The sequence below is a fragment of the Novosphingobium aquimarinum genome (assembly GCF_009746585.1).
GTDB lineage: Bacteria > Pseudomonadota > Alphaproteobacteria > Sphingomonadales > Sphingomonadaceae > Novosphingobium > Novosphingobium aquimarinum.
On sequence record NZ_WRPO01000005.1, the window covers coordinates 1 to 23796 of the forward strand.

General features: G+C 65.7%; 21 protein-coding genes and 1 tRNA gene. 14 read left to right on the forward strand and 8 right to left on the reverse strand.

Going from position 1 to position 23796, the window contains the following annotated elements:
• Positions 1-189 precede the first annotated feature (189 nt).
• The 6 genes from GQO94_RS06840 (at position 190) to GQO94_RS06865 (ending at position 7345) form a co-directional block, all read left to right on the forward strand.
• Positions 190-591 carry a hypothetical protein gene (locus tag GQO94_RS06840; RefSeq protein ID WP_156840448.1) on the forward strand — a complete coding sequence of 134 codons (402 nt, stop codon included), beginning with the start codon at positions 190-192 and terminating at the stop codon, positions 589-591.
• A 446-nt stretch (positions 592-1037) separates the two neighbouring features.
• The gene (locus tag GQO94_RS06845; protein WP_198045855.1) at positions 1038-1580 is read left to right on the forward strand and encodes a phage protein Gp27 family protein; all 543 of its coding nucleotides are present in this window, start codon (positions 1038-1040) and stop codon (positions 1578-1580) included.
• Between the two features lie 196 nt (positions 1581-1776).
• On the forward strand, positions 1777-2493 hold the full coding sequence (locus tag GQO94_RS06850; RefSeq protein WP_156840450.1) for an ATP-binding cassette domain-containing protein: 717 nt from the start codon (positions 1777-1779) through the stop codon (positions 2491-2493).
• A 101-nt stretch (positions 2494-2594) separates the two neighbouring features.
• Positions 2595-4070, forward strand: a complete 1476-nt coding sequence (locus GQO94_RS06855) for a glycine betaine ABC transporter substrate-binding protein (protein WP_232332813.1) — start codon at positions 2595-2597, stop codon at positions 4068-4070.
• A 60-nt stretch (positions 4071-4130) separates the two neighbouring features.
• The gene (locus GQO94_RS06860; protein ID WP_156840452.1) at positions 4131-7034 is read left to right on the forward strand and encodes a M16 family metallopeptidase; all 2904 of its coding nucleotides are present in this window, start codon (positions 4131-4133) and stop codon (positions 7032-7034) included.
• A 5-nt stretch (positions 7035-7039) separates the two neighbouring features.
• Complete coding sequence (locus tag GQO94_RS06865) at positions 7040-7345, forward strand: hypothetical protein (protein WP_156840643.1); 306 nt, start codon at positions 7040-7042, stop codon at positions 7343-7345.
• A gap of 217 nt (positions 7346-7562) precedes the next feature.
• On the opposite strand, the gene gatB is transcribed toward GQO94_RS06865, so the two are convergent.
• From gatB to gatC, 3 genes are all read right to left on the reverse strand, one after another.
• Positions 7563-9059 carry an Asp-tRNA(Asn)/Glu-tRNA(Gln) amidotransferase subunit GatB gene (gene gatB / locus GQO94_RS06870; RefSeq protein ID WP_156840453.1) on the reverse strand — a complete coding sequence of 499 codons (1497 nt, stop codon included), beginning with the start codon at positions 9057-9059 and terminating at the stop codon, positions 7563-7565.
• Position 9060: 1 nt separating this feature from the next.
• The gene (gatA, locus tag GQO94_RS06875) at positions 9061-10548 is read right to left on the reverse strand and encodes an Asp-tRNA(Asn)/Glu-tRNA(Gln) amidotransferase subunit GatA (RefSeq protein WP_156840454.1); all 1488 of its coding nucleotides are present in this window, start codon (positions 10546-10548) and stop codon (positions 9061-9063) included.
• Between the two features lie 160 nt (positions 10549-10708).
• Positions 10709-11011 (reverse strand): Asp-tRNA(Asn)/Glu-tRNA(Gln) amidotransferase subunit GatC, encoded by a 303-nt coding sequence (gene gatC, locus GQO94_RS06880; RefSeq protein WP_156840455.1) that lies wholly within the window; start codon positions 11009-11011, stop codon positions 10709-10711.
• Between the two features lie 233 nt (positions 11012-11244).
• Between gatC and GQO94_RS06885 the strand changes: the two genes are divergently transcribed.
• The 3 genes from GQO94_RS06885 to mtnP all read left to right on the forward strand — a co-directional run bounded on the left by GQO94_RS06885 (position 11245) and on the right by mtnP (position 13542).
• Positions 11245-12030 carry an SDR family NAD(P)-dependent oxidoreductase gene (locus tag GQO94_RS06885; protein WP_156840456.1) on the forward strand — a complete coding sequence of 262 codons (786 nt, stop codon included), beginning with the start codon at positions 11245-11247 and terminating at the stop codon, positions 12028-12030.
• Positions 12031-12107: 77 nt separating this feature from the next.
• Entirely contained in the window at positions 12108-12665 is a 558-nt protein-coding gene (locus GQO94_RS06890) for a TetR family transcriptional regulator (RefSeq protein ID WP_156840457.1), read from the forward strand.
• Positions 12655-13542, forward strand: coding sequence for an S-methyl-5'-thioadenosine phosphorylase (mtnP, locus tag GQO94_RS06895; protein ID WP_156840458.1), 888 nt, complete (start codon positions 12655-12657; stop codon positions 13540-13542). The genes GQO94_RS06890 and mtnP overlap by 11 nt, the downstream gene beginning before the upstream one ends.
• Positions 13543-13648: 106 nt before the next feature.
• Here mtnP and GQO94_RS06900 read toward each other — a convergent pair.
• Positions 13649-13725, reverse strand: a tRNA-Pro gene (locus tag GQO94_RS06900).
• Positions 13726-13912: 187 nt separating this feature from the next.
• Here GQO94_RS06900 and yajC point away from each other — a divergent pair.
• The 3 genes from yajC to secF are packed head-to-tail and all read left to right on the forward strand — an operon-like array spanning position 13913 to position 16869.
• Positions 13913-14251 (forward strand): preprotein translocase subunit YajC, encoded by a 339-nt coding sequence (gene yajC, locus GQO94_RS06905; protein WP_156840459.1) that lies wholly within the window; start codon positions 13913-13915, stop codon positions 14249-14251.
• A gap of 11 nt (positions 14252-14262) precedes the next feature.
• Positions 14263-15870, forward strand: a complete 1608-nt coding sequence (gene secD, locus GQO94_RS06910) for a protein translocase subunit SecD (RefSeq protein WP_156840460.1) — start codon at positions 14263-14265, stop codon at positions 15868-15870.
• Between the two features lie 15 nt (positions 15871-15885).
• Positions 15886-16869, forward strand: coding sequence for a protein translocase subunit SecF (gene secF / locus GQO94_RS06915; RefSeq protein WP_156840461.1), 984 nt, complete (start codon positions 15886-15888; stop codon positions 16867-16869).
• A gap of 27 nt (positions 16870-16896) precedes the next feature.
• Here secF and GQO94_RS06920 read toward each other — a convergent pair whose 3' ends face one another.
• Positions 16897-18102 (reverse strand): glycosyltransferase, encoded by a 1206-nt coding sequence (locus GQO94_RS06920; protein WP_156840462.1) that lies wholly within the window; start codon positions 18100-18102, stop codon positions 16897-16899.
• A 2-nt stretch (positions 18103-18104) separates the two neighbouring features.
• Entirely contained in the window at positions 18105-18665 is a 561-nt protein-coding gene (locus GQO94_RS06925; protein WP_156840463.1) for a helix-turn-helix domain-containing protein, read from the reverse strand.
• Between the two features lie 92 nt (positions 18666-18757).
• Here GQO94_RS06925 and GQO94_RS06930 point away from each other — a divergent pair, with 92 nt between their 5' ends.
• On the forward strand, positions 18758-19231 hold the full coding sequence (locus GQO94_RS06930) for a DUF6456 domain-containing protein (protein WP_156840464.1): 474 nt from the start codon (positions 18758-18760) through the stop codon (positions 19229-19231).
• Between the two features lie 72 nt (positions 19232-19303).
• Complete coding sequence (locus tag GQO94_RS06935) at positions 19304-21121, forward strand: DUF885 domain-containing protein (RefSeq protein ID WP_156840465.1); 1818 nt, start codon at positions 19304-19306, stop codon at positions 21119-21121.
• Positions 21122-21160: 39 nt separating this feature from the next.
• Here the strand turns inward: GQO94_RS06935 and GQO94_RS06940 are convergent, their stop codons facing one another.
• Both GQO94_RS06940 and GQO94_RS06945 read right to left on the reverse strand, forming a co-directional pair.
• A complete protein-coding gene (locus GQO94_RS06940; protein ID WP_156840466.1) occupies positions 21161-22237 on the reverse strand; it encodes a catalase family protein in 1077 nt (358 codons plus the stop codon).
• Between the two features lie 109 nt (positions 22238-22346).
• Positions 22347-23702, reverse strand: coding sequence for an amidohydrolase (locus GQO94_RS06945; RefSeq protein ID WP_156840467.1), 1356 nt, complete (start codon positions 23700-23702; stop codon positions 22347-22349).
• Positions 23703-23796: the final 94 nt, after the last annotated feature.

The window sequence follows — 23796 nt, forward strand, 5'->3', positions numbered from 1 at the left end:
GCCGCCAGCTCCGCCAGCGTCAGATCGCCCCGGATCGCTTCCAGTGCGACCTTGGCCTTAAAATCGGCGCTGTAGCGCTTCCTCGTCGTCTTCATTCCCGTACCAATCCATCAGGTCGGGAGTAGCTTAACACCCTGTCCAGAAAACCGGCACCATCTCAGAAGCACCCGTTCCCACGAAGGAAACGACATGAGCGGCATCGATGGTGTCTCGCACTCATCTCGACCGATCGTACCTTCGCGCAAATCGCGGAAGAGCAGCGATCTCAGTGATGAGATTTTGGCGCTCCTTGGCGAGGAGCTTACCGTCAAGCTTGCAGAAACGCTTGGCGGCAGGCGCGTATACATACCCATCTGTGTGAGGGAAAAGAATGTTCTGAGCGCCGCTATCGGTTGCGATGCAGCTGAGCTGATGTCCGAGCAGTTCGCTCCCGCAATGCTTCGCATCGGAATTTTTCGCACCCTTCGTGCTCATCATTACAAGTCGCAGGGGCTGAGTGCTGGCCAGATTGCCACTCGGCTTTGCATGACGGAAACTGGCGTCGATAAGCTGTTTCGACGGGAGCGAAATGTGGCGAGAGGTGCGAAATGAGGTCGCTTTGCACCATTCTAGTCGATGCGATCGGCGAAGCGAGCATGGTTCTGCTGTCGGAGCAATTTGGTGGGCAGAGGCTCTACATACCGCGCCGATTTAGCGGCTTCCACGCTCTCACGTCGATAATCGGTCGCCGGGCGGCCAACAGCTTGTCCGACGCTTGCGCACCTGCTCACATACGGGTGCCAATAGCACGAGAATTGCGGATAAGGCGCTATTTCGCGGAGGGCATGACACTCCCGGCGATGGCCAGCCGCCTCGGCATTTCGGAGCACTCGACCGAACGTCTACTGGAACGGCTCCGTAAGCGCGGTGAATTGGCCTCTGAGAGCCCTCTCAGAGGCTCTTCAGGCGAGTGAACCTGAGCAGTGCCCCGCATATCTCAACCGAATAGTCATGCGGGAACGCGCCGACGCGGTCGCGGAAGGCTATCGTCAATAGACATGCTGCCGGTTGAGGCGGAGCCGGACATTGTATGGGCACTGCAACAGCTCCGTGAAAATCGATTGCCACAGGCTGTCATTCTGACGGAATTCAATGAGCGTCTGGCGGATCGAGGCATCCCGCCGATTGGTCGAGGCGCGTGGTCGCGCTATTCGCTCCGCAAGAGCGTCCAGTTCAAGCGCCTGGACGAAGTACAGAAAATCTCCCGCCAACTAGTCCAGCAGATCGGGACTGGAGGTCCTGATCAAGCAACTGTGATGATCGGAGAGATGATCAAGACTGCGGCCTTTCAGATGCTCGAAGATGGCGACATCGATAGCAAAAGCTTGATGGAACTCGCCCACGCTCTTTCCGGCACCGTTGGTGCGCAAAAGAAGTCGAGCGAACATCGCCGCCGTCTAGAAGACAGCATTCGCGCCAAGATCGATGAAGCGATTGAGGACGCCGGGACTTCGCTCGGCCAATCACCTGTTTGCGCGCTCGATTCGAAGGCAATACTGAAGCGCATCCGCGAAGAGGTCTATGGTATCTTTGACCAGTGAGGCACCTCGCGAAAGACCGTCGAAACCGCCTCTGACACCGTCATCGGACCGCCTTCGCACGCATACGCACGGATAATCACGTGTTTGCGCAGCGCCAATCTCTATGATCCTATCTACTGGGTAAACGGCGCAGCGCGAAGGTGGGGACGGACACGCGAATTGCCAGACCCCGACAAGGGACTATGCTGGCCTGCGCATGTACCGGCTCGAACAGGTCGCGGTCCGTTACGGAGCCGTCGAGGCTCTCGCCCCCACCGACCTCGCGATCGGCGCGGGCGATACGCTGATGCTGCTGGGGCCGTCCGGATCGGGCAAATCGACACTGCTGCGCTGCCTGATCGGCCTTTCGCCTTACACCGGCACCGTGAGCTTCCGGGGCGAACCGGTCCCCGACTGGCGCGCGCTGCGGCCGCAGCTCGGCTACGTGATCCAGAACGGCGGTCTGTTCCCGCATCTCACCGCCCGCGCCAACGTCGCGCTGATGGCGCGCGAACTGGGCTGGGAGAAAGACCGGATCGTGGCGCGCATGCGCGAGCTTGCCGCGCTCGTCGCGCTCGATGCCGATCAACTCGAGCGGTTTCCACGCGAACTGTCGGGCGGCCAGCGCCAGCGCGTCGCGATCATGCGCGCGCTGATGCTCGATCCCGAAGTGCTGTTGCTCGACGAGCCGCTGTCGGCGCTCGATCCGGTGACGCGGGTGCGACTGGCGAGCGACATGCGCGAGATTGTCGCGAAGCTCGGCAAGACGGTGGTGATGGTCACGCACGCACTGGGCGAAGCGCGCTTCTTCGGCGGCGAGACCGTACTGATGCGCGATGGCCGGATCGTCCAGCGCGGCCCGATCGATGACTTGGCGGCGAACCCGGCGGACGATTTCGTGGCGGAGTTCATCGCGGCGGAGGAGGCGCTTTGAGGAATGCCCGGCGCTTGGCCCACCCCCGGCCCCTCCCGCAAGCGGGAGGGGAGAAGGTGTGCACTCCTTACCCCTCCCGCCTGCGGGAGGGGCTGCGAGACTTGCTGAGCATAGCGAAGCTAGTCGCAGCGGGGTGGGCCATCGCGACGCTGATGCACGTATCGCCCACCCATGCCGAAACCGTCGGCTCCAAGGCCTTTACCGAAAGCGTGATCCTCGGCGAGATCGCACGGATCACGCTGGAGGACGCCGGCATCCCGGCCGAACATCGCCGGCAGCTGGGCGGCAGCCGCATCCTGTTCGATGCGGTGCGCGCGGGCGAGGTCGATCTCTATCCCGAATACACCGGCACGCTGCGCTTCGAGATCCTTTCGGGCGAGAAGCTGGCGAGCGATGCGGACTTGCCCGCCGCGCTGGCCCGACAAGGGTTGCGCCTGTCCAAACCGATCGGCTTCTCGAACGGCTATGCCCTGGCGATGCGCCCGGAAGTAGCGAAGAAATACGGCCTTCGTTCGATCTCCGATCTCGCGCGCCATCCGAACTTGCGCGTCGCCGTCTCCAACGAATTCGTTGACCGCGCCGACGGCTGGCGGGCGCTGTCGGCCGCCTACGGCCTCGACGCCATTGCGGTGCGCGGGATCGACCACGACCTGGCCTATCGCGCGCTGCGCGACGGCCAAGTCGACGTGATCGATGTCTACACCACCGATGCCGAGATCGCCGCCGACGGGCTGTTCCTGCTCGCGGACGACCGCGCGTTCTTCCCGGCGTATGACGCGGTCTTCGTGATGCGCGTGGGGCTCGATCCGAAGGCGATCGCCGTGCTCGATGGCCTTGCCGGGACCATCGACGAGGCGCGGATGCAGCAGCTCAACCGCATGGTGGTGATCGACGGCGCGAGCGAAACCGATGCCGCGCGCGCCGCGCTGGGGCAGGAGGCGACGGCTTCGGCGGGGCGGGGCCTCGTCGCCAGGATCGCGCAGCGCACGATCGAGCACCTGACGCTGGTGGCGATCGCTCTGGGCGCGGCGCTGGTCGTCGCGATCCCGCTGGGCGTCCTCGCCGCGCGTAGCCCGCGCGCGGGCGGGCTGGTGATTCCCGCGACTGGTCTGCTGCAGACGATCCCCAGCCTCGCGCTGTTCGTGATGCTGATCCCGCTGCTCGGCATCGGCGCCAAGCCGACGATCGCCGCGCTGTTCCTCTATTCGCTGCTGCCGATCGTGCGCAATGTACATGCGGGACTGATGGGCATCCCGCGCAGCTTGCGCGAAAGTGCCGATGCGCTCGGCCTTTCCCCCTGGGCCAAGCTGCGGCGGATCGAACTGCCGCTGGCGCTGCCCACGATCATGGCGGGCATCCGCACCGCCGCCGTCATCGCAGTGGGGCTGGCGACGCTGGGCGCGCTGATCGGCGCGGGGGGCTACGGCCAGCCGATCCTCACCGGCATTCGCCTCAACAGCACGCCGACGATCCTCGAAGGCGCGATCCCCGCCGCCGCGCTGGCGCTGCTGATCGAAGGCGCGTTCCACCTCATCGAGCGGGCCAGCGTCCCACGCGGATTGCGTCCGCGCGGCTGATCCGTGCGCGTGTCAGCGAAGCTCTGGCGTAGACCGGAAACCCTGCTAGACAGGCAGCCCATGCGCAGACTCACCGCCACCGCCCTTGGGGCGCTTTCGCTTTCTCTCGTCACATTCCCGCCCGCGGCCTTTGCCGCCGATGCCCCATCCGCGGCCAGCAGCGCAACGGCTACGGCACAAGGCGTGCCGCCGTCCGAGCTGATCGGGGCGGTCGACATTCCTTACGAGAAGTTCGTGCTCGACAACGGCCTGACCGTGATCGTGCACACCGATCGCAAGGCACCGATCGTGGGCGTGACGACCTACTATCGGGTCGGCTCCAAGAACGAGCCGCGCGGGCGCACCGGCTTTGCCCATCTTTACGAGCATCTGTTCTTCGGCGGCTCGGCCAATGTGCCGAGCTTCGATATTCCGCTCGAAGCCGTGGGGGCGCCGACCAATGGTTCGACGTGGCTCGATCGCACCAATTACGTCGAAACGGTGCCGACCGGCGCGCTCGATCTGGCATTGTTCCTCGAAAGCGACCGGATGGGCTACATCCTGCCTGCGGTCACGCAGGACAAGCTCGATAAACAGCGCGGCGTCGTTCAGAACGAGAAGCGCCAGCGCGACAACCAGCCCTACGGCCTCACCAGCTACGCCGAATCGGACGGGCTGCTGCCGGTGGGCCATCCCTATCGCCATTCGACCATCGGCTCGATGGCGGACCTCGACGCAGCGACGCTGGGCGATGTGCGCCAGTGGTTCACGGATCATTATGCGCCGAACAACGTGGTGCTGGTGCTGTCGGGCGATATCGACGCCGCCACCGCGCGGCCCAAGGTCGAAAAGTGGTTCGGCGCGATTCCGCGCGGGCCCGAAGTGCAGCCGGTAGAGGCCGGGCCGGTCACGCTGGCCAAGCCGACGGCGCGCACGATGACGGATCGCGTGCCGGTCACGCGCCTCACTCAGAACTGGACGGGCCCCGGCCTCAACCACCCCGCGACCCCCGCGCTCGAAATCGGCATGCATATTCTGGGCGGTCTTGCCAGCTCGCGGCTCGACAACGAGCTGGTCCGTGGACAGGAACTGGCGGTCGCCGTTTCCGCCTACGACCAGGTGTTCGAGGAAGCGAGCTTCCTGCAGATCCTGATGGACGTGAAGCCCGGCGTCGATCGCGCCAAGGCCGAAGCCGCGCTGCAGCAAGTGATCGACACTTACCTCAAGGAAGGGCCGAGCGAGGACGAAGTGCGCCGTGCCGTGGTCAGCACGCTGTCGGGCGAGATCGGCGCGCTCGAAGTGGTCGGTGGCATGGGCGGGAAGGGCGCGACCCTTGCCGAAGGTGAGCTCTATTCGGACGATCCGGCGGCTTACAAGAAGCGGCTCGCCGCCATCGCGGCGCTGACGCCCGAGCAGATCCGCAGCGCCTTGAACGCGTGGCTGAGCCGTCCGGTGTTCGAGCTGGATGTCGTGCCCGGCGAACGCACCGAGGATGGCGCGACGATGGGCGGCTGGGGTGACGAAGACACCCGTCCTGCCCCGCCGGCCGACGCCAAAGCCACGCCCGCACCGCTGCCCGCCGCCCCCGAGCGGACAGCGCCGCCGGTTCAGCCCGTGGACGACCTCGATTTTCCCGAAGTGCAGCATTTCACCTTGTCGAACGGCATCCCCGTGTCCTTCGCGCGGCGCACCGCGGTGCCCAAGGCGATCGTCGCGGTCGATTTCACCGCGGGCTATGCCGCCGACGCGCTCGACAAGCCGGGCACCCAGGCGATGATGCTGGGCCTGCTCGAGGAAGGCACCAAGGATCTCGACGCGACCGAGGTCGCAGAGGCGCAGGAACGGCTGGGTGCCGCGATCTCGTTCTCGGGCAGTGTCGATACCAGCAGCGCCACGTTGAGCGCGCTGACCGCCAATATCGAGCCCTCGCTCGAATTGCTGGCCCAGCTGCTGCGCCAGCCCGCTTTCCGCCCGGCCGACGTGGCCAGGGTAAAGCAGCAGGCGCTCACCAGTCTGGCGCGCGCCGAAGCGACGCCGAACAGCCTGGCCTATCGCTCGCTGATGCCGATCCTCTACGGCTCGCACCCTTACGCGCAGCCGGCGGACGGGTTGGGCGATGCGTCGTCTCTGGCTTCCCTGACGCCGCAGGCCTTGCGCGCCGCGCATGACAAGTGGCTACGGCCTGACCTGGCGCGCATCACCGTGGTCGGCGACGTTACCGAAGCCCAGATCAAGCCGCTGCTCGAAAAGGCCTTCGGGGACTGGAAAGCCCCCAAAGGCAAGAAGCCGGAGCTCGATCTTACGGCGGCCGTGCCGAAGCCGACCCCGCGTATCGTGCTGATCGACCGGCCCAATTCGCCGCAGTCGGTGATCTATGGCGGCCGCGTGCTGCCAGTGACCGGCACGACCAAAGGCCTGGAGCGGATGGAGCTCGCCAATCAGGTGCTGGGCGATGGTCTGCTCTCGCGCCTCATGGCGGACCTGCGCGAGGATAAGGGCTGGAGCTACGGTGTCTCCACCGGGATCACCTCGTCGACCGGTCCGCGCACGCTGGTGGTGGTCGCCCCGGTGCAGGCCGATCGCACGGGCGATTCGATCAAGGCGCTGATCGCGGACATGAAGGCGCTGCCCGGCACGCAGCCGGTGACCGATGAAGAGCTCCAGCGCGTGACCGAAGGCGGCCTGCTCAGCCTGCCCGATCAGTTCGAGACCAACGCCGCGGTCGCCTCGGGCATCCGCGTCAGCTATCGCCTCGGCCGGCCCGACAATTATTACGAAACGCTGGCCAAGACTTACCGCGAGACCGGCAAGGCCGATCTCGATGCCGCGGCACGCCAGTATCTCTCGCCCGACGACATGACCTTCGTCGTGGTCGGCGATCGTCAGATCGTCGAACCGCAGCTGACGGGGATCGGCCTGCCGGTCGAAGTGCGCGAGGCGCCCAGCACGGGCGAGGGCGACGACCCGGAATTGGAAACGGAATAATGACAATGAATCTGGCAGGCACCTACAACTGCACCGCGAAGACCCCGCTCGGCGATCAGAACTTCGTGTTCGCCGTGATGCCCGGCGACGACGGGGAGCGCTTCACCGGAACCGTTTCGGGCGATCTCGGCTCGATGGCGGTCACGGACGGCCGCATCGAAAACGGCACGCTGTTCTGGTCGATGAAACTCACCCAGCCGATGCCGCTGTCGCTCGATTGCGAAGCGACCGTCGCCGGCGATGCGCTGGACGGCACGGTGAAGGCCGGGTTCATGGGCAGCTTCCCGGTAAAGGGCACCCGCCAGGGGTAAGGGGGCCTCTCTGACCCTGACCAGTCACCTTCGTCATTCCCGCGAACGCGGGACCGCAAGCGGGGGCAGTCACCGCGATCCCGTCATCCCGGGCTTGACCCGGGATCCCGCTTTGCTCAGGCGCGACGCGTAGGAGCGGGACCCCGGATCAAGTCCGGGGTGACGATGGTGAGAGCTTTGGGGGTGAGTGCGTTGGTAGTGTGGCCGTTTCGGCCAATTACCCCAGCTTCTGCTTCAGCAGCTCGTTCACCACTTGCGGGTTGGCCTTGCCCTGCATCGCTTTCATCGTCTGGCCGACGAAGAAGCCGAACAGCGCTTCCTTGCCTGCCTTGTACTGCTCGACCTTGTCGGCGTTGTCGGCCAAGACCTTGTCGACCACCGCCTCGATCGCGCCGATGTCGGTGGTCTGCTTAAGGCCTTCGCGCTCGACGATGGCGGCGGCGCCGTCGCCGGTTTCGAGCATCTTTTCGAGCACTTGCTTGGCGATCGAACCAGAAATCGTGCCGTCGGCCACCAGCGCCAGCAGTTCGCCGCCCTTTTCAGGCGTCACCGGCGAGGAGGCGAGGTCGACGCCCAGCTTGTTGAGCGCGCCGAACAGTTCGGACGTCAGCCAGTTGGCCGCCTGCTTGGCGACGTCGGCAGGCTGCTTGTTCGCCTTGGTCGCGGCTTCGGCGACCAGAAGCTCGAACCAGCGCGCGGTCTCGACGTCGGCGGTCAGAACTGCGGCGTTGTAGGGCGAAAGACCCAGCTCGCTTTCGTAGCGGTGCCGCTTGGCGTCGGGCAGCTCGGGCAGCGAATTGCGGCAATCCTCGAGAAACGCGTCGTCGAGCACGAGCGGTAGCAAATCCGGATCGGGGAAGTAGCGATAATCGTGCGCGTCTTCCTTGCTGCGCATCGAGCGGGTGGTGCCGCTGGTCGGATCGAACAGGCGGGTTTCCTGTACGATTGTGCCGCCGCTTTCGAGCACATCGACCTGCCGGTTCGCTTCGTGCTCGACCGTCTGCATGACGAAGCGCACCGAATTGACGTTCTTCGTCTCGGTGCGTGTGCCGAACTCTTCGCCCGGACGGCGCACCGAGACGTTGACGTCGGCGCGCATCGAGCCCTGGTCCATATTGCCGTCGCACGAGCCGACGTAGCGCAGGATCGTGCGCAGCTTGCTGAGGTACGCGCCGGCTTCGGCGGGGCTGCGCATGTCCGGGCGGCTGACGATTTCCATCAGCGCCACACCCGAACGGTTCAAGTCGACGTAGCTCATCGTCGGGTGCTGATCGTGCATCAGCTTGCCTGCGTCCTGCTCGACGTGAATGCGCTCGATGCCGATGGTCTTGGTGGAGTTTTCGGGGTCCTTCTCGTCGAGCACGATCTCGATCGAGCCTTCACCCACTAGCGGGTGATAGAGCTGGCTGATCTGGTAGCCCTGCGGCAGATCGGCGTAGAAGTAGTTCTTGCGGTCGAACCGGCTCCACTTGTTGATCTGGGCCTCGATCGCCATGCCGGTGCGCACCGCCTGGCGGATGCACTCGCGGTTCGGCACGGGCAGCATGCCGGGCATCGCCGCGTCAACCAGACTGACCTGGGAATTGGGCTCTGCTCCGAAAGCCGTCGCCGAGCCCGAGAAGAGCTTCGACTGCGACGTGACCTGGGCATGGACTTCGAGGCCGATCACGACCTCCCACTCACCGGTGGCACCCTGGATGCGATAGCTGCTCATCTTACCACCACCTTTCCGGCTTGGCTGCAAATCCGGCCCGCTGCTCGATCGCGAGGCCCGCGTTGAGGACGCCTTGTTCGTCGAACATGTTGCCGATGATCTGCAGGCCGAGCGGCAGACCGGCGCTGTCGAGGCCGGCGGGGACGCTCATCGCGGGCAGGCCGGCGAGGCTGGCGGGCACGGCGAAGACGTCGTTGAGGTACATCGCCAGCGGATCGTCGCTCTTGTCGCCGAGGCCGAAGGCGGCGCTCGGCGCGGTGGGGGCGAGGATCACGTCGACTTGCGTGAACGCGTTCTGGAAGTCGCGCGCGATCAGCGTGCGGACCTTCTGCGCCTGCGTGTAGTAGGCGTCGTAGAAGCCAGCCGAGAGCACGTAGGTGCCGATCAGGATGCGGCGCTTGACCTCGGGGCCGAAGCCCGCCGCGCGGGTGGCGGCGTACATGTCCTGCAAGCCGGCGCCGTCGGGCAGGTCGCGCAAGCCGTAGCGCACCCCGTCGTAGCGCGCGAGATTGCTCGAGGCTTCGGCGGGGGCGACGATGTAATAGGCGGGCAGCGCATATTTGGTGTGCGGCAGCGAGATGTCGATCACTTCGGCGCCCGCGTCCTTGAGCCAGGCGATGCCGTCGTCCCACGACTTGGCGATGTCGGCGTTCATGCCGTCCATGCGGTATTCGCGCGGGATGCCGACTTTCTTGCCCTTGAGGTCGCCTGAAAGGTTCGCTTCCCACTCGGGGACGGGCCTGTCGAGGCTGGTCGAATCCTTGGGATCGAATCCCGCCATCGTCTCGAGCATGATCGCGCAGTCGGTGACGTCGCGCGCCATCGGCCCGGCCTGGTCGAGGCTGGAAGCGAAGGCGACGATGCCCCAGCGACTGCAACGGCCGTACGTCGGCTTGATGCCGGTGATGCCGGTGAAGGCGGCGGGCTGGCGGATCGATCCGCCGGTGTCGGTACCGGTCGCCGCCGGGCACAGCCGCGCCGAAACCGCCGCAGAGGATCCGCCCGAGGAGCCGCCGGGGGCCAGCGACGCGTTGCCGCCATCGTTGCGCTTCCACGGGTTGATGACATTGCCGAAATAGCTGGTCTCGTTGGACGAACCCATCGCGAACTGGTCGAGATTGAGCTTGCCCAGCATGCCGCAGCCCGCGTCCCACAGCTTCTGCGACACGGTGCTTTCGTACTCGGGCACGAAGCCTTCGAGCATGTGGCTGGCCGCCGTGGTCTGCACGCCGCGCGTGGCGAACAGGTCCTTCATGCCGATCGGCACGCCGCCCATCTTGCCAAGCGCTTCGCCTTTGGCACGCTTGGCGTCGATCGCTTGCGCTGCCTCGATCGCCTTTTCGGGCGTGGCGACGATGAAGGCGTTCAGCGCGTCCTGCGCGGCGGCGACGTTGGCGTTGAACGCTTCGGCCACTTCGACGGCGGTGAATTCGCCCGAAGCGACACCGTCGCGGATGGCGGCAACGCCGAGGTCGGTGAGGTCGGTCATCTTTAAGAACTCCGCTCGCCCTGAGCCTGTCGAAGGGCATTGGCGCGATGGGCTTCGACAAGCTCAGCCCGAGCGGGCAGGGGGCTTGTCAAAATTGGGTTTCTGGATCCCCGATCGGTCGCCGCCGCGCGGCTGTCGGGGATGATCGAATGATTTGCGGTCATTCGATCACTTTCGGCACGCCGAAAAAGCCGTGCTCGGCCGCCGGCGCGTTCGCCAGCACGTCGTCGCGCTTGCCGCCGCCGGTGAGCGGATCGGCATCGATCGCGTCGTCGCGCAGGCGCAGCGTGTTGGGAATGACCGCGGTCATCGGCTCGATGCCTGTCACATCGACTTCGCCCAATTGCTCCACCCACGCCAGAATGCCGTTCAGTTCGGGCACCATCGCCTCGAGCTCACTTTCGGTGACCTTGATGCGGGCGAGCGAAGCGATTTTCGCGACGGTTGCGGTATCGACCGACATGGTTGTCCTTCGTATCTGGAGGGCAGTTGGAAGCGCCCAGTGTACCGACGCGCAGCTAGCATCGCGCCCCTGCCGGTTCAAGCAGACGCAGACGGCGTGCTCTTCGCGGCATTATGATCGGCTCGGATCCGTTTGCGCGGGACGATACGATTGACCCCGCGCGGCAGGGCATTTAACCGGCTGCTTAAATTAAACAAGCGCACCGCGCCCGCAACTTCAGGACCGCTCCGACCATGCAGCTCGATTCATCCATCGCCGCGATCGTGACCGGTGGCGCATCCGGGCTCGGCGCCGCGACCGCGCGGGCGCTTGCCGCGAAAGGCGTGAAAGTCGCGCTGTTCGATCTCAACACCGAGGCGGGCGAAGCGATGGCGAAAGAGATCGGCGGGGTGTTCTGCGAGGTCGACGTCACCGACGAAGCGAGCACGCTCGCGGGCTTCGAAAAAGCGCGCACCGCCCACGGGCAGGAGCGAGTGCTGGTCAATTGCGCAGGGATCGCGCCGGCCATGAAAACCGTCGGCAAGGACCGCGAGACCGGTGCCAAGAAGCCGCATGACCTCGGCTATTTCGAAAAGGCGATCGCGATCAACCTCGTCGGCACGTTCCGCTGCATCGCCCATTCCGCTGCCGGGATGGCCGCGCTCGACCCGCTCGGCGAGGACGGCGAGCGCGGCGCGATCGTGAGCACTGCCTCGGTCGCGGCGCAGGACGGGCAGATCGGGCAGGCCGCCTATGCTGCCTCGAAGGGTGGCGTGCTGGCGATGACCTTGCCGATCGCGCGCGACCTGATGAGCGAAGGCATCCGCATCAACACCATCCTGCCCGGCATCTTCGAGACGCCGATGATGGCGGGCATGCCGCAAAACGTGCAGGATGCGCTCGCCGCCTCGGTGCCGTTCCCCAAGCGGCTGGGCAAGGCGGCGGAATACGCCAAGCTCGCGCTTTTCATGATCGAAACCGACTACATGAACGGCGAGTCGGTGCGCCTCGACGGTGCCATCCGGATGGCGCCCCGCTGACCGGCCCCGCGCCTGTGGCTCCGATCGCTGCGCCGCCTGGGGCCAGGGATCTCTTGCTGGAAACGGCGAGCACGATCATGCGCGACGGCGATACCGTCGATATTTCGCTGTCGGAACTGTCGCTGCGCTCGGGGCTGAATTCGGCGCTGGTGAAATATTACTTCGGCAACAAGGCGGGCTTGCTCAATGCGCTGCTCGATCGCGACTGGCAGGCGATCGTGACCAGCGTCGACGCGCTCGTCGCCAAGGACGACATGGACCCCGAGGCGAAGCTGCGGCGGCACATCTCGAAAGTGACCGATACCTTCTATGCCGTGCCTTATCTCAATCGCCTCACCATGCGGATGGTGCGTGACAGCGACGAGACCGGGGCACGCCGCATCGCCGATTGCTACCTCTCGCCGATCTACCGCGCGTACGAGAACCTGATCGGCGATGGCGTGCGCGCGGGCGTGTTTCGTGACATCGATCCGCAACTGTTCTACTTCACCGTCACCGGCGCGGTGGACCGGTTCTTTGCGACGCGGCTGGTGATGAAATACTGTTTCGATACCGATACTCTGACCGAGGAGCTGCGCGACCGCTATCGCGAGCATACCGTCGACATCATCATGGCAGGCATCCTTGCACGCTGAGAAACCGCCGTTCTGGCACATAGGCGTGATCGGCGGCTCCGGGCTTGCCGGGGGTATCGGCCTGGAAGACGCGCAGGAGATCGCCGTAGCCAGCGCCTTTGGCGAGCCTTCGGGCCTCGTCACCATGGGGCGCATCGGCACCGTGCGCTTCACCTTTCTCCCACGGCACGGCGCGGGTCACACGGTTCCGCCGCACGCGATCAATTACCGCGCCAACATCGACGTGCTCAAGCGCTGCGGCGTGAGCGATGTTCTGGCGATCTGCGCGGTGGGATCGCTGCGCGAGGAACTGGCGCCAGGCAGCTTCGTTGCCGCCGACCAGTTCATCGATCGGACGACGGCGCGTGAGGGCAGTTTCTTCGATAGCGGCGTGGTCGCGCATGTCTCGCTCGCGGATCCGGTGTGCCCGCGCTTGTCCGCGCTCACCGTCGAGGCGATTCGGGCGGCCGGTGGCACGATTCAGGAAAGCGGCTGCTATCTCGCGATGGAAGGCCCGCAGTTCTCGACTCGCGCCGAAAGCCGCATGTATCGCGGCTGGGGCGCGGACGTGATCGGCATGACCGGAATGCCCGAAGCCAGGCTCGCGCGCGAAGCGGAGTTGCCTTACGCGCTGCTCGGCATGGTCACCGACTACGACGCCTGGCGTGACGACGAGGCCGGCGTTGCCGTCAGCGATATCCTGGCGGTGATGCAGGCTAACGTCGCCAAGGTGCGAGAATCGCTGCGCGCGCTGGCCGAAGCCTTGCCCGAACACCGCGATCCCAGCCCGATTGACCGCGCGCTGGAAGGCGCGGTGGTCACCCCGCCCGCCGCCTTCGACCGCGACATGCTCTCACGCCTCGACGCCGTCGGCGCCCGCTTGCAGCCGGAAGACTAGCGCGCCGCGTCGGGCCGGGGCCGCAAGCGACGGCCGGTTTGCGCACGGCACGACGAAGCAGAGCCCGCGGGGGGCTCTGCTCGCTGCCGATGATGTCGGAAGAATTTGGTCGGGACGAGAGGATTCGAACCTCCGACCCCCACACCCCCAGTGTGATGCGCTACCAGGCTGCGCTACGTCCCGACCGAGGAGCGGGCCTATAAGCGGGCCGTTCGGCAAGCGCAAGGGCCGGTTGACGGGCGCGCGATCCACCGGGCCCATTCGCGGGCGCGTTGCCTCTGCTGTGCTTTGTTGCTAACCGCCCGCGCAGACAGGCGGCGTGCCGCCCTTTTTATAAAAACGCAAAAACACACGAAAGTCCGCTCGCACCATGAACGAAACGGTCCTGGACCTCCTCGCTGCCGCCGGAACGGCCGGACAGGCGCCTCCCGCCTGGATGCAGTTCCTTCCGCTCGTGGCGATGGGTGTGATCTTCTGGTTCCTCATCCTGCGTCCGCAAATGAAGCGCCAGAAAGAGCATCGCGAGAAAGTCAGCGCGCTGAAGAAAGGTGACGAAGTGCTCACCGGCGGCGGTCTGGTCGGCAAAGTCGTCCGCGTGGACGAAAACTATGCCGACATCGAAATCGCCCAGGGCGTGCGGGTCAAGGCCGTCAAGCACACGATCACCGACGTGAACCCGCCCAAGGGCGCGGCGCCGGCGAACGACTGAGCGCGCGCGTCATGCTCGACTTTCCTGCGTGGAAGCGGTTCTGGTTCTGGGGCATCACGCTTCTGGCCGTTGCTTGCGCGATCCCATCGCTGTTCTCGGTCGCCAACTTGCGCTGGCCCGATGTGCTGCCCGATCCCACCATCAATCTCGGCCTCGACCTAGCCGGCGGCAGTCACATCCTGCTCGAAGCCGAAAAGTCGCAGATCGCGCAGCAGCGCATCGAGAACATGGAAGAATCGGTTCGTGGCCGGCTGCGCCTCGCCAATCCGCGAATCCGCATCGGCGATATCTCGAGCCGCGGCGGCAAACTCTCGTTCATGCTGCGCGACCCGGCGCAAGTCGATGCCGCGCGCGATGAGATCGAGCCGCTGACTTACGGCGCGGGCCTCACCGGCCAGCGCGACTGGACGATCGAAGTGATCGACGGCAGCCGGTTCGTTCTCACGCCGACCAGCGAAGGCCTCGAACAGGCCGTGTCCAACGCGATGGAATCGGCGATCGAAGTGGTGCGCAAGCGCATCGACGCGATCGGTACCCGCGAGCCGACGATCCTGCGCCAGGGCGAAGACCGCATCGTCGTGCAGGTCCCCGGCCTGCAGGATCCGCAACAGCTGAAGAGCCTGCTCGGCCAGACTGCCAAGCTCGAATTCAAGCTGGTCGATCCGACCGCCGCGCCCAATGACGTGGCCCAGGGCATCGCGCCTCCGGGCAGCGAGATCGTGCCTTACGCCAATCCGCAGGACAATGGCGGGATCGCCGCGATCGCGGTGCGCCGCCTGGGCGGGATCAAGGGCGACAACCTTACCGACGCGCGCCAGAGCTTCGATCCGCAGACCAACGAGGCGGTCGTCTCGATCACGTTCGATCAGGCGGGCGGCGCCAAGTTCGCCAAGCTGACCAGCGAGAACGTCAATCGGCCCTTCGCCATCATTCTCGACGGCAAGGTGCTGTCAGCCCCCAACATCAACGAGCCGATTCTGGGCGGCAGCGCGCAGATTTCGGGCCGGTTCAACGTCGAGACCGCCAACCAGCTCGCCATCGCGCTGCGTTCGGGCGCCTTGCCGGTCGACCTGACCGTGGTCGAGGAGCGCACCGTCGGGCCCGATCTCGGCGCCGATTCGATCAAGAAGGGGCTGGGCGCCATGGGCGTCGGCTCGCTGCTGGTCGTCTTCCTGATGATCGCGAGCTACGGGCGGTTCGGAGTCTACGCCACGTTCGCGCTGGTGCTCAACGTGCTGATGATCCTCGGCATCATGGCGCTGATGAACACCACGCTGACGCTGCCCGGCATCGCCGGCTTCGTGCTGACGATCGGCGCGGCGGTCGATGCCAACGTGCTGATCTACGAGCGCATGCGTGAGGAACGCAAACGCGGGCGGCGCGTCGTCGCCGCGGTCGAGAACGGGTACAAGGAAGCCAGCCGCGCGATCTACGACGCCAACGTCACCAACTTCATCGCCGGCGTGCTGCTGTTCCTGTTCGGCTCCGGGCCGATCCGCGGCTTCGCGGTCGTCCTGATCATCGGCCTGTTCACCAGCGTCTTTACCGGCGTTTCGCTGACGCGGATGTGGGTCGCCGCCTGGCTGCGCAAGGCGCGGCCCACCGAACTCAACGTGTAGGCCGGGATCGCCCTCATGAAACTGCTCAAGCTCGTTCCCGAAAACACCAACATCCACTTCCTCAAGTGGCGGGTGCCGTTCTACATCGTCAGCGTGATCCTGATCGCCGCCAGCTGGGCGCTGGTGTTGACGCAGGGCCTGAACTACGGCGTCGACTTCGCCGGCGGTCAGGAAATCCGCGTCGCCTTCACCCAGGAGCAGGAAGCCCCCGTCGCCGAATTGCGCGAGCAAGTCGGCGCGCTCGGCTATGGCGATCCCGTGATCCAACGCTTCGGCGCGCCCAATGAGGTTTCGATCCGCACCAAGCTGCCGCCCGAGGCCGAGGGTAATCCGGGCATGGCGGAAAGCATCAGCAACCAGATCGTCGCGGCGCTGCGCGCGAACCATCCCGATGTGCGCGTCGACGGCATCGATACGGTGTCGGGCAAGGTCTCGGGCGAATTCCGCAACAAGGCGGTCTACGCGCTACTCGCGGCGATGGCGGCGACCGCGCTCTACATCTGGGTGCGGTTCGAATGGCAGTTCGGCGTCGGCGCGCTGTTCGCGCTGTTCCACGACGTGTCGCTCACGCTGGGCATGTTCGCGCTGTTCCAGCTCGAATTCAGCTTGCAGATCATCGCCGCGATCCTGGCGATCATCGGCTATTCGCTGAACGACACGATCGTCGTCTACGACCGGATCCGCGAGAACCTGAAGAAATACCGCCGGATGCCGATCGTCGAGCTGCTCGACTTGTCGGTGAACGAGACGCTGGCCCGCACGGTGATGACCTCGCTGACGCTGCTGATCGCGCTGATCCCGCTGCTGTTCTTCGGGCCCGAGAGCCTGTTCGGCCTGACCGCGGCGATCGTGCTCGGTATCTTCGTGGGTACGTATAGCTCGATCTACATGGCGGCGCCGATCCTGATCTGGCTCAAGGTCAGCACCGACAGCTTTGTGCCCAAGGAAAGCGACATGGACCGGCAGGAACGGCTCGCCCGCGAACGCGGCGGCGTCTGAGCCTAACGGCTCGGACCCGAGGCGCGTCTATTCCAGCCCGACGCGCTTGCCCTCGAGGACGTCGCGCCAGAAGCGCACGAGATTGCCGGCGTTCACGCTCCAGCTGAAATCGTTGGCGTGCGCCGCGACGTCGGTCTGCGCGGGGGGATCGGCGAGGATATCGGCCACTGCATCGGCGATCGATTTCGCATCGCGGTCGACCAAGCGACCGGCGGTGCGCTCGCGAACGATTTCGGATGCGCCGCCGATGTTGGGAATGACCAGCGGCGTGCCGCAAGCGAGCGCCTCGACCCAGACATTGGCCAGGCCCTCGCTGGACGAGGGCAGCACCACCACATCCGCGGCACAGAGCAATTGCGGCAGCAGATCGTGTGCGACCAGACCGAGAAAATGCACGCGGTTGGCAACGCCCAGATCTTTGGCGAGCTGTTGCAGTTCCGCTTCGTCCTCGCCCGTGCCCGCGATCGCCAGCCGAGCCGTCGGCAAATGCGTGAGCGCGGTGATCGCGAAGCGCTGCCCCTTGCGCGGGATGAGCGCGCCGGGGGTCACCAGCAGCGGGCCTTGCGACCAGATGCCGAGATCGGGCAGCGCAGAGACGAGCGCGCGCGCGGCGCCGCGCTCTATGGGGTAGAACAGCTCTCGGTCGAGACCGGTGTAGTGGATCGCGATGCGGTCCGCCGGAATGCCGAGCGCGATCATATCTTCGCGCAGGCTCTCGCTGACGGCGAGCATGCCTGCCGCCTGCTGCGCCGCTTCGAGCATTTGCGCGCGCGCCGAGCTGCGCTTGCCCCAATAGTGGATGTCGCCGCCGCGCGACTTGATCGTGAGAGGAATGCCCAGATCGCGTGCGACCGCGGCGGCTGCGGGGCCGTCCGGAAAGAAGAACTGCGCATCGACCAGTTCGAACGGCTTCTGCTCGTGCAGCCGCCGCGCCAGCGGCAGTACGGCATCGACGATCCGGCCGGGGTTCGAATCGCCGCCGATCTTGGGATAGAGCCGGAACTTGGGATAGTGCACCGGCAGGCCGACATCGTCGGTCTGGTCGGGGATCTTGCGCAGCTGCGCATACGGTTCGCGCAGCGAGAGCGGCCAGGGCGGCACGCCGATCGGACTGATCATGGTGAGATCCACGTCGCTGCGCGCCACGACCGCGCGCATCTGGTTGCCGACGAAGATGCCGAAGGACTTGCGTACCGGGTTGGGAAACAAGGTCGATAGGGAAAGAATTCGCAAGGCTAGACCATCCTGACGAGCATGTGGGCCACGGCGATCCAGGGCGGATCGTCGATCACGATCTGACTTTGACCGCTCTGGGGCGGTAGCAGGCCGATGCGGCTACCGTCACGGATGAACAAACGACCGAACGCGAATTCGGCTCCGGGGAGCGGGACCAAGGCGTCGCGGTTGACGTGGCGGGCCTCTTCGCCCGGCGCGATCCGGCGCAGCCACAAGCGGTCGCCCGCGCGGTATTCGCCGCAGCTTTCGCCAATCTCGAGAACGAGGGCGTCGACGCCCTGATCGATGACCGCATCGAAGGGCGTCGCCAGCGTCTCGATGCCGCGCTCCGAAAGCCTTGCGATCACTTGCGGAACGCTGCTGTCCACATCGCTCAGGAGAATGCGTGGCTCGACCTCGAGCGCGGCGGCGATGCGGTTCATCCATTCGAGCGAGAGCGTACGCATGCCGGTTTCGAGCCGGCCCACGGTCTGCGCGGTGGTGGGCGGCTGGCACCGTGCCGCGACTTGCGAAAGCGTCAGCCCCCGCGCACGGCGTATGTCGCGGATGCGATTGCGCACGTGTGCTTCTCCTAACCAATACGGTTGCAGGTCTTTCCTACAACAATGCCGATCTGGCAAGCCGATGGCGTTGATAGCGCAGGAGTCGGACAATGAAGCGAGTGCTGGTCGAACGCGAACTGACCGATGAAGGCCCACGCCGGCAGTCAGGCTCCCGCAAGCCGCGCCGGACCGCGACAGTCAATCTCGCAGAATCTCCGCTCACCTGGCTTCACGCGCGCGGGCACATCGACGATCGCCAGTACGACGCCGCCGAGCGGTTGCGGGCGGACTGGGAGCGCGCGCAACTGAGCCCGCGCGTGACCATGCGCTGGGATCCGGTGCGCACGCGAGGTGGCCCGGACAGCGGCCTGAGCGACACCGAGCGCCAGCTGGCAGCCAGGCAGCGCTTCGATGCCGCCGTCGCCGCGGCGGGCGCGGGGCTGTCCGATATCCTGTGGCGCGTCGTGTGCGCCGGCGAGGGGCTTCCCGATGCCGAGCGTGCCCTGTCGTGGCCGGCGCGCAGCGGCAAGGTCGTGCTACGGATCGCGCTCGACCGCGTGGCGTCGTTCTATCGGATCGCCTGACATCCGGGCTTGCGACGCGCCCGGCCAGCGGGCACGATGGCCGAAACAAGATTTCGGAGCTGAGCAACTAATATGAAGCGTCGCGATTTTCTCGCCACCACTGCCAGCGTCATGGCCGTGTCCGCGGCCGGGCCCTTCCAGGCCCTGGCCGCAACCTCTTCCGCCACCTCCACCGAAGCCGACCTCGCCCGCCTGCTCGACAATCTGTTCGAGCAGGGCATCGACATGTCGCCCGAAGCCGCGACGAGCTACGGTCTCGACAAGGGCGCGCGGGCGCCCTTGAAGGCGCAGCTCGACGACGAAAGCGACGCGGCGTATGCTAGGCGCGTCGCTTTCAACAAGCAGGCGCTCGCACGGATCGAGGCGATCGATGCCGCCGGACTCGGCACGATGGCGCGCAACCAGCGCGACGTCGCGGCCTGGGTCTTTCGTCAGCGCCTGATTTCCGAACCGTTCGATTTGCGCTCGGTGCGCAATCCCTATCCGATCACCCAGCGCGGCGGGGCCTACTTCTCAGTCCCCGACTTCCTCAACACGCAGCACACGGTGGAAACCCCGGCCGACGCCGAGGCCTATCTCTCGCGGCTTTCGGAGTTCGCGCGCGTGCTGGACGAGGAAAGTGCCTATCAGCGGTCGATCGCGCCGCGCGGCATTATCGCGCCGGGCTGGTCGCTCGACCTCGCGATGAAGCAGATGCGCACGCTGCGCGAACAGCCGGCGGCGAGTTCGGGCCTCGTCGATTCGCTGGCGGAGCGGGCGCAGGCGAAGGACATCGCCGGTGACTGGCGCACACGCGCGGCGAAGATCGTCGAGAGCGAAGTTTATCCCGCGCTCGACCGGCAATATGCGCTGCTCGAAGACTTGCACGGGCAGACTCCCGAGGGCGATGGCGTGTGGCGGCTGCCGCAAGGCGAAGCGCTCTACGCGGCGGCCTTGCGCGACAGCATCACCACCGACCTTTCGCCGGACGAGGTCCACCGCATCGGCCTGGAGCAAGTGGCACAGATCAGCGCGCAGCTCAGTGAAATCCTGACGCGTCGCGGCATGACGGGCGCGACCGTGGGCGACAAGCTCACCGCGCTCAACACCAGCCCCGACCAGCTCTATGCCAATACCGACGAGGGCCGCGCGGCGATGCTCGCCGACCTCAACAAGAGCTACCAGGGCATGCAGGCGCGGTTGCCGCGGGCGTTCGCCGATGTGCCCAACGAGCCGCTCGAAATCCGGCGCGTGCCGCCCGAGATCGAGGAGGGCGCATCCAACGGCTACTACTATCGTGCGCCGCTCGATGGTTCGCGCCCGGCGATCTACTGGATCAACCTCAGGGACACCAAGGACCGCCCGCGCTATCAGCTCCCCTCGCTGACCTATCACGAGGGCGTTCCCGGCCATCACTTGCAGCTGAGCTACGCCGGCAATGCCGAAGGCACGCCGCTTCTGCTGCGCACGCTGTTCATTTCCGCCTACGGTGAGGGCTGGGCGCTCTATTCCGAGCAACTCGCCGACGAACTGGGCGGCTACGAGGACATCGAACGGGTAGGCTATCTCCAGTCGTTCCTGTTCCGCGCCGCGCGGCTGGTGGTCGATACCGGCATCCATTCGAAGCGCTGGAGCCGCGAGCGGGCGACGCAGTACTTCATCGACAACGTCGGGCTGACGCAGGGCCGCAGCCTCAGCGAAATCCAGCGCTACTGCGTCACGCCGGGGCAGGCGTGCAGCTACAAGATCGGCCACAACAAGTGGCTGGAACTGCGCCAGCGCGCGCAGGCGAAGCTGGGCGACAAGTTCAGCCTGCCGTGGTTCCACGAGATCCTGACCGAAGGGCTGATGCCGCTCGAACTGCTCGAGCGGCGGGTGGATCAGCGCATCGCGGAGCGTTTGAAGTCCTGATCCCGGACACGAGGCACGAGCCCGGGCGGGGCTGCCGGATCAGGCAGTCCCGTTGGGCTCGTGGATCGGGCAGCCGTTGAAGCGTTGGCGAAATCCGGACGAGTGTTCGTAGACCGGCTTGCGCGCGCGATTGACGTTGCCGAGCGGCTGGTGGGCGGCGAGACCCGTCCAGACCGAAAAGCGCATCTCGTCGTTCAGCTGCTTGACGCGATCCTCCTCCCAGCTGTCCTGATGCGGTAGCGTGAGAACGGCGACGCGTTGCGCCGGCGTATCCTCCTCGCTCCATTCGACGGTCGGATCCTCGACCGGCTGCTTATCGAGATCGCGGCACAACTGCACGCGCAGTTCCCAGGTCCCGTCGATCGTCTGCATGTCCTTGCGGACGCGGGTGCGGATGGCATCGTCGTCATCGGAGGCGTCCACCTCGTCGCCCGACAAGGCGATCAATTCGGGTGACACCGGAACCAGGCTGAACTTGGCGATGTAGTCGCCATAGCGGAACGGGGTCGTCGAATAATAAGTTTCGCCCAGCGGATCGACGTTGCGTGCGCCGCCCAGTCCGTCGAGCGCGCTCGTCTCAATGCCGACCTTGCCCAGCGCCGAATTGAGGCCCCGCAGCACCGTGGACAGCGCGACCTTGGCGCCTTCCATGCGATCGGTGGTCTGGGCGAGCAACTTGAGGTTGCCGAGAAACTTCTTGGCGCTCGTCGCCATGAAAACCGGGCTGTTCACCATCACGAAGTCCTGCGCGGTGCCTTCCGCGCCGGGAAGTCGCTCACCCTCGACATCGTGCACTTTGATCGCGAGCCCGCGCGGCAGCGAAATCTTGTCGCTCAGGATGTCGCCCGGATTGGTCGAGATCCGGGCAAGAACCTTGTGAACGCCGGGCTTGGCGAAGAGGCCCTGGGCGAGCTCGGGCGGCAGGTTGTCATCGATCGTCAGCTGGCCCTCGAGCACGCCATGCGCCTTGGCGTGGACCGCTCTGACGGCGTGCCCATAGTCCTTTGCGGTCGTCTCGAGGATCGTGTCGAAGGTGTCGCAGAGTTCGTCGACGACTTCCTTTTCGTTCTCCTCGATGACTTCGACGTTGGGACTGTAACGAAGGGGCGGTTGCATGCGGTCTCCTGAATGGCATCGGCGGGACTGAGCTCCCGAAGACCATTCAACCGCAGCGACACCGAGAAGTTTCACCCCGCGAGGGATTAATCACGACGAGAAGGGCCGATCAGTTCGCCGCCACCGCCTTCGGTGAGAGCAAGTCCAGCACCGCCACGGTCATGGCCTCGGTGCCGAGCGTGACCGAGGCGCGGGGCGCGATCTTGAAGGTCGGCGAATGGTGCGCGGGTTCGGGCTTGCCGGCCTTTTCCAGCGCATCGAGTTCGGCCTGCGGGGTGCCGCCGACGTTGAAGTAGAGGCCCGGAACATCGGTATTGGGCATCACGAAGGCGCCGAAGTCTTCCGCGCCCATGCCGGTCTGCGGCGAATCGGTGACGAGCGCGTCCTTGCCGAAATGCGTGGCGAAGGCTTGCTCGACGCGTTCGGTCAGTGCGGGATCGTTCATCGTGACCTTGGTCGATTCGATGACCTTGACCTCGGGCAGCATCTCCTCCGGCAAGCCGTTCATCCGCCCGACGCCCTTAGCGATCCGCTCGATCGCGGCGATCAGCGTGTCGCGCACGGCGTTGTCGTTGGAGCGGACGGTGAGCTGCAGCTCGGCGCGGTCGGAGATGATGTTGTGCTTGGTGCCCGAATGGAACGAGCCGACCGTGACGACGGCAGGCTGGAGCGGGGAGATCTCGCGCGAGACAATCGTCTGCAGCGCCATGATGATCTCGGCGCCCATCACGATCGGGTCCTTGCCGGCATGCGGATAGGCGCCGTGCGTGCCGACGCCGTGGATGGTGATGTCGACAGAGTCCGAGCTCGATGCCGTGAGGCCCGGCGCGATCTCGATCTTGCCCGTCGCGAGCGGCGCGCCGACGTGGAAGGCGAGCGCCATGTCGGGCTTGGGGAAGCGCTTGTAGAGGCCGTCCTCGAGCATCTTTTCGGCGCCGGCGACGCGTTCTTCGGCAGGCTGGCCAATGAACACGACGGTGCCCGACCAGCGATCCTTCATCGCCGCCAGCCGCCGCGCGGTGCCGATCAGCGAGGTGATGTGCACGTCATGGCCGCAGGCATGCATCACTGGTCGTTCGACGCCATCGCCATCGACTTGAGTCACTTTCGAGGCGTAGGCGAGCCCGCTCTGCTCGGCGAGCGGCAAGCCGTCCATATCCGCGCGGACCAGCACCGTCGGTCCGGCGCCGTTGCGCATCACACCGACCACACCGGTGCCGCCGACGCCTTCGGTCACTTCGGCGCCTGCTGCCCGCAGTTCCTTGGCGATGATGCCGGCGGTGCGCGTTTCCATGTTGGAAAGCTCGGGATGCTGGTGGAAATCGAGGAACAGCGCCTCGAGCTTGGCGTCATAATCGGCGGACACGGCTTGGCCGATATCCTGCGCCATTGCGACCGGCGCGGTCGTCAGCGCCAGCGAAACGAGGGCGGCGGCCCGCCATGCACGCGATTGTAGTCCAGTCATTGGTCGAGTTCCCCCTGCGGCAATTGGCGGCATCTTGGGGCAGGCATGGTCGCTTGCCAAGAGTTCAGCCACCGACGCTTTCGGCCCATGCCCG

Bases quoted from the DNA above. Each gene is read 5' to 3' on its own strand.
- GQO94_RS06840 (WP_156840448.1), top strand. From the start codon at position 190: ATGAGCGGCATCGATGGTGTCTCGCACTCATCTCGACCGATCGTACCT.
- GQO94_RS06845 (WP_198045855.1), top strand. From the start codon at position 1,038: ATGCTGCCGGTTGAGGCGGAGCCGGACATTGTATGGGCACTGCAACAG.
- GQO94_RS06850 (WP_156840450.1), top strand. From the start codon at position 1,777: ATGTACCGGCTCGAACAGGTCGCGGTCCGTTACGGAGCCGTCGAGGCT.
- GQO94_RS06860 (WP_156840452.1), top strand. From the start codon at position 4,131: ATGCGCAGACTCACCGCCACCGCCCTTGGGGCGCTTTCGCTTTCTCTC.
- GQO94_RS06865 (WP_156840643.1), top strand. From the start codon at position 7,040: ATGAATCTGGCAGGCACCTACAACTGCACCGCGAAGACCCCGCTCGGC.
- gatB (WP_156840453.1), bottom strand. From the start codon at position 9,059: ATGAGCAGCTATCGCATCCAGGGTGCCACCGGTGAGTGGGAGGTCGTG.
- gatA (WP_156840454.1), bottom strand. From the start codon at position 10,548: ATGACCGACCTCACCGACCTCGGCGTTGCCGCCATCCGCGACGGTGTC.
- gatC (WP_156840455.1), bottom strand. From the start codon at position 11,011: ATGTCGGTCGATACCGCAACCGTCGCGAAAATCGCTTCGCTCGCCCGC.
- GQO94_RS06885 (WP_156840456.1), top strand. From the start codon at position 11,245: ATGCAGCTCGATTCATCCATCGCCGCGATCGTGACCGGTGGCGCATCC.
- GQO94_RS06890 (WP_156840457.1), top strand. From the start codon at position 12,108: ATGCGCGACGGCGATACCGTCGATATTTCGCTGTCGGAACTGTCGCTG.
- yajC (WP_156840459.1), top strand. From the start codon at position 13,913: ATGAACGAAACGGTCCTGGACCTCCTCGCTGCCGCCGGAACGGCCGGA.
- secD (WP_156840460.1), top strand. From the start codon at position 14,263: ATGCTCGACTTTCCTGCGTGGAAGCGGTTCTGGTTCTGGGGCATCACG.
- secF (WP_156840461.1), top strand. From the start codon at position 15,886: ATGAAACTGCTCAAGCTCGTTCCCGAAAACACCAACATCCACTTCCTC.
- GQO94_RS06930 (WP_156840464.1), top strand. From the start codon at position 18,758: ATGAAGCGAGTGCTGGTCGAACGCGAACTGACCGATGAAGGCCCACGC.
- GQO94_RS06935 (WP_156840465.1), top strand. From the start codon at position 19,304: ATGAAGCGTCGCGATTTTCTCGCCACCACTGCCAGCGTCATGGCCGTG.
- GQO94_RS06940 (WP_156840466.1), bottom strand. From the start codon at position 22,237: ATGCAACCGCCCCTTCGTTACAGTCCCAACGTCGAAGTCATCGAGGAG.
- GQO94_RS06945 (WP_156840467.1), bottom strand. From the start codon at position 23,702: ATGACTGGACTACAATCGCGTGCATGGCGGGCCGCCGCCCTCGTTTCG.